At 56.4% G+C, this 5,265-nt stretch carries 2 rRNA genes; both read right to left on the reverse strand.

Going from position 1 to position 5,265, the window contains the following annotated elements:
* Nucleotides 1–3: 3 nt before the first annotated feature.
* A 23S ribosomal RNA gene (locus tag HGAM_RS16900) occupies nt 4–3,101 on the reverse strand.
* A 348-nt stretch (nt 3,102–3,449) separates the two neighbouring features.
* Nucleotides 3,450–4,965, reverse strand: a 16S ribosomal RNA gene (locus HGAM_RS16905).
* Together the 16S and 23S rRNA genes form the textbook arrangement of a ribosomal RNA operon.
* Nucleotides 4,966–5,265: the final 300 nt, after the last annotated feature.

The raw sequence follows: 5,265 nt of genomic DNA on the forward strand, positions 1-5,265 counted from the left end.
GTAGGTAACAAGCCCTCGGCCTATTAGTACCGGTCGGCTACACACATTGCTGTGCTTCCACCTCCGGCCTATCAACCCAGTGGTCTGCTGGGGGCCTTACCTCCTCAAGGGAGTGGGAAACCTCATCTTGAAACATGCTTCCCGCTTAGATGCTTTCAGCGGTTATCACTTCCGAACGTAGCTAAGCAGCGGTGCTCCTGGCGGAACAACTGCCACACCAGAGGTTCGTCCATCCCGGTCCTCTCGTACTAGGGACAGCCTTTCTCAAGTTTCCAACGCGCGCGGCGGATAGGGACCGAACTGTCTCACGACGTTCTAAACCCAGCTCGCGTGCCGCTTTAATGGGCGAACAGCCCAACCCTTGGGACCTGCTACGGCCCCAGGATGCGACGAGCCGACATCGAGGTGCCAAACCATCCCGTCGATATGGACTCTTGGGGAAGATCAGCCTGTTATCCCCGGGGTACCTTTTATCCGTTGAGCGACGCCGCTTCCACTTGCCAGCGCCGGATCACTAGTCCCGACTTTCGTCCCTGCTCGAGCTGTCACTCTCACAGTCAAGCTCCCTTGTGCACTTACACTCGAAACCTGATTGCCAACCAGGCTGAGGGAACCTTTGGGCGCCTCCGTTACATTTTAGGAGGCAACCGCCCCAGTTAAACTACCCATCAGGCACTGTCCCTGATCCGGATCACGGACCTAGGTTAGATATCTAGTACAGTCAGAGTGGTATTTCAACGATGACTCCACACTCACTGGCGTGAATGCTTCACAGTCTCCCACCTATCCTACACAAACTGAACCAAACACCAATACCAAACTATAGTAAAGGTCCCGGGGTCTTTCCGTCCTGCCGCGCGTAACGAGCATCTTTACTCGTAGTGCAATTTCGCCGAGTCCATGGTTGAGACAGCGCCCAAGTCGTTACTCCATTCGTGCAGGTCGGAACTTACCCGACAAGGAATTTCGCTACCTTAGGATGGTTATAGTTACCACCGCCGTTTACTGGGGCTTAAGTTCTGTGCTTCGCTTGCGCTGACACGTCCCCTTAACCTTCCAGCACCGGGCAGGAGTCAGTCCGTATACGGCGTCTTTCGACTTAGCACGGACCTGTGTTTTTAGTAAACAGTCGCTTGGGCCTGGTCTCTGCGGCCTTCAACGCTTCGTGGAGCAAGTCCACTCACGAATCCGGCCCCCCTTCTCCCGAAGTTACGGGGGCATTTTGCCGAGTTCCTTAACCATGGTTCACTCGATCACCTTAGTATTCTCTACCTGACCACCTGAGTCGGTTTGGGGTACGGGCGGCTCTGAACCTCGCTAGATGCTTTTCTCGGCAGCATAGGATCACTCACTTCGACTCAATCGTCTCGGCATCAGCTCTCAGACACATGAACGGCGGATTTGCCTACCGTTCGTCCTACGACCTTGCCCGCGGTCTACCATCGCCGCGGTTGAGCTACCTTCCTGCGTCACACCATCGCTTGCCTACTACCAGCTCGGGTCAGGCGCTACGCGCACCATAGCCACCGAAGTGGCTTTAGGTACGTTTCGGGCCCTTAGCATCACTGGATTCAGCATGGGCGGTTCAACGCCGGTACGGGAATATCAGCCCGTTGTCCATCGACTACGCCTGTCGGCCTCGCCTTAGGTCCCGACTTACCCAGGGAAGATTAGCTTGACCCTGGAACCCTTGGTCATCCGGTGGAAGAGTTTCTCACTCTTCATTCGCTACTCATGCCTGCATTCTCACTCGTGTCGCGTCCACGGCTGGGTCACCCCGCCGCTTCACTCCCGACACGACGCTCCCCTACCCATCCACGCACCTGGACCACGAAGGCCTGGTACACGCGTGAATGCCATAGCTTCGGCGGATTACTTGAGCCCCGCTAAATTGTCGGCGCAGAATCACTTGACCAGTGAGCTATTACGCACTCTTTCAAGGATGGCTGCTTCTAAGCCAACCTCCTGGTTGTCTGTGCGACTCCACATCCTTTTCCACTTAGTAACCGCTTAGGGGCCTTAGCTGATGGTCTGGGCTGTTTCCCTCTCGACTACGGAGCTTATCCCCCGCAGTCTCACTGCCACGCTCTCACTTACCGGCATTCGGAGTTTGGTTGAGTTCAGTAAGCTGGTAAGCCCCCTAGCCCATCCAGTGCTCTACCTCCGGCAAGAAACACGTGACGCTGCACCTAAATGCATTTCGGGGAGAACCAGCTATCACGGAGTTTGATTGGCCTTTCACCCCTATCCACAGGTCATCCCCCCAGTTTTTAACCTAGGTGGGTTCGGTCCTCCACGCGGTCTTACCCGCGCTTCAACCTGCCCATGGATAGATCACTCCGCTTCGGGTCTAGATCGTGCAACTCACTCGCCCTATTCGGACTCGCTTTCGCTACGGCTACGGCACACGCCTTAACCTCGCTACACAACGCTAACTCGCAGGCTCATTCTTCAAAAGGCACGCCGTCACCCCGAAAGGCTCCGACGGCTTGTATGCACATGGTTTCAGGTACTATTTCACTCCCCTCCCGGGGTACTTTTCACCTTTCCCTCACGGTACTAGTCCGCTATCGGTCATCGAGGAGTATTTAGGCTTAACGGGTGGTCCCGCCAGATTCACACCGAATTTCAGGGGTTCGGTGTTACTCGGGGTCACGCACAAGAGCCATGAGCTTACGTCTACGGGGGTCTCACCCTCTATGCCACGACTTTCCAGCCGTCTCAACTTCACTCATGGTTTATGACTCTTCGTCTGTCCGGCAGAACAGACCATGCGGCCCCACAACCCCCCAAGTACAACGCCCGCCGGCTATCACATACTTGAGGTTTAGCCTCTTCCAGTTTCGCTCGCCACTACTCCCGGAATCACTGTTGTTTTCTCTTCCTGCGGGTACTGAGATGTTTCACTTCCCCGCGTTCCCTCCAACTACCCTATGTGTTCAGGTAGAGGTGACTGGACTTTCCTCCAGCCGGGTTTCCCCATTCGGACACCCCCGGATCACAGCTCGGTTGTCAGCTCCCCGGGGCTTATCGCAGACTCCTACGTCCTTCATCGGCTCTCGATGCCAAGGCATCCACCATGTGCACTTAGTAGCTTGTTGTTTCTACAAAGATGCTCGCGTCCACTGTGAAGTTCTCAAAATACGACCGGTCCCGCCCCCCACCCGACGCCTACCATCACCCCAAGGATGCTGGCGGTTCGTACGGAGAAGACGATCCGAAGAAACCTGATCCGAAGACCCGATCCCTCAGGACCCAACAGTGTGCAGACCACCCGACTCCCCCAAACCCCACGTTCCACGCCGCAAGCGGCAGTACTAGCAAGACCCAAGATCCTCGAGCAGTCATAGTCGACGTCCACTAGTGAGCTGAGACCGCACCAGCACATTCGGCTGGTCAACGACTCAATGGACCACACAGACCAAGTCTGCGGGCCAGATGCTCCTTAGAAAGGAGGTGATCCAGCCGCACCTTCCGGTACGGCTACCTTGTTACGACTTCGTCCCAATCGCCAGCCCCACCTTCGACGGCTCCCTCCACAAGGGTTAGGCCACCGGCTTCGGGTGTTGCCGACTTTCATGACGTGACGGGCGGTGTGTACAAGGCCCGGGAACGTATTCACCGCAGCGTTGCTGATCTGCGATTACTAGCGACTCCGACTTCATGGGGTCGAGTTGCAGACCCCAATCCGAACTGAGACCGGCTTTTTGGGATTCGCTCCACCTCGCGGTATCGCAGCCCATTGTACCGGCCATTGTAGCATGCTTGAAGCCCTGGACATAAGGGGCATGATGACTTGACGTCATCCCCACCTTCCTCCGAGTTGACCCCGGCAGTCTCCTATGAGTCCCCACCATAACGTGCTGGCAACATAGGACGAGGGTTGCGCTCGTTGCGGGACTTAACCCAACATCTCACGACACGAGCTGACGACAGCCATGCACCACCTGTATACCGACAAAAAGGGGCACCATCTCTGGCGCTTTCCGGCATATGTCAAACCCAGGTAAGGTTCTTCGCGTTGCATCGAATTAATCAGCATGCTCCGCCGCTTGTGCGGGCCCCCGTCAATTCCTTTGAGTTTTAGCCTTGCGGCCGTACTCCCCAGGCGGGGCGCTTAATGCGTTAGCTGCGGCACGGAAACCGTGGAAGGTCCCCACACCTAGCGCCCAACGTTTACGGCATGGACTACCAGGGTATCTAATCCTGTTCGCTCCCCATGCTTTCGCTCCTCAGCGTCAGGAAATGCCCAGAGAACCGCCTTCGCCACCGGTGTTCCTCCTGATATCTGCGCATTCCACCGCTACACCAGGAATTCCGTTCTCCCCTGCATCCCTCTAGTCAGCCCGTATCGGAAGCACGCTCAGGGTTAAGCCCTGAGTTTTCACTCCCGACGTGACAAACCGCCTACGAGCCCTTTACGCCCAATAATTCCGGACAACGCTCGGACCCTACGTATTACCGCGGCTGCTGGCACGTAGTTGGCCGGTCCTTCTTCTGCAGGTACCGTCACTTTCGCTTCGTCCCTGCTGAAAGAGGTTTACAACCCGAAGGCCGTCATCCCTCACGCGGCGTTGCTGGATCAGGCTTTCGCCCATTGTCCAATATTCCCCACTGCTGCCTCCCGTAGGAGTCTGGGCCGTGTCTCAGTCCCAGTGTGGCCGGTCACCCTCTCAGGCCGGCTACCCGTCGTCGCCTTGGTAGGCCATTACCCCACCAACAAGCTGATAGGCCGCGAGCTCATCCCTGTCCAGCGGACTTTTCCACCACCAACCATGCAGAAGGAGGTCATATCCGGTATTAGCCACCGTTTCCAGTGGTTATCCCAGAGACAGGGGCAGATTGCTCACGTGTTACTCACCCGTTCGCCGCTCGTGTACCCCCGAAAGGGCCTTACCGCTCGACTTGCATGTGTTAAGCACGCCGCCAGCGTTCGTCCTGAGCCAGGATCAAACTCTCCGTTGAAAAACCCCCAAAAGGGGCCAACATCGTTTTGATTCCTGACAAAAGGTTTGCTGACAAACAATTTGTCGGAATTAACCAACGCCAACAACAACCAGCAAGCTGGTCACTGCCGACGGGGGTTTACTACTAATTAATCTCGTCGACTATTGCACACTGTTGAGTTCTCAAGGATCAGACGCACACCCACCAGAAACCCCCACAACGGAGAGCACCAGCCAGGGGCCAGACCACACGTCCCGCGTTTTCGGCGACCTGCCCAGAACACACTGAAGGTTCGGGATCAGCCGTTTCGGTTGAGAC

Source organism: Aeromicrobium massiliense JC14 (genome assembly GCF_000312105.1).
Taxonomy (GTDB): Bacteria; Actinomycetota; Actinomycetes; order Propionibacteriales; family Nocardioidaceae; genus Aeromicrobium; species Aeromicrobium massiliense.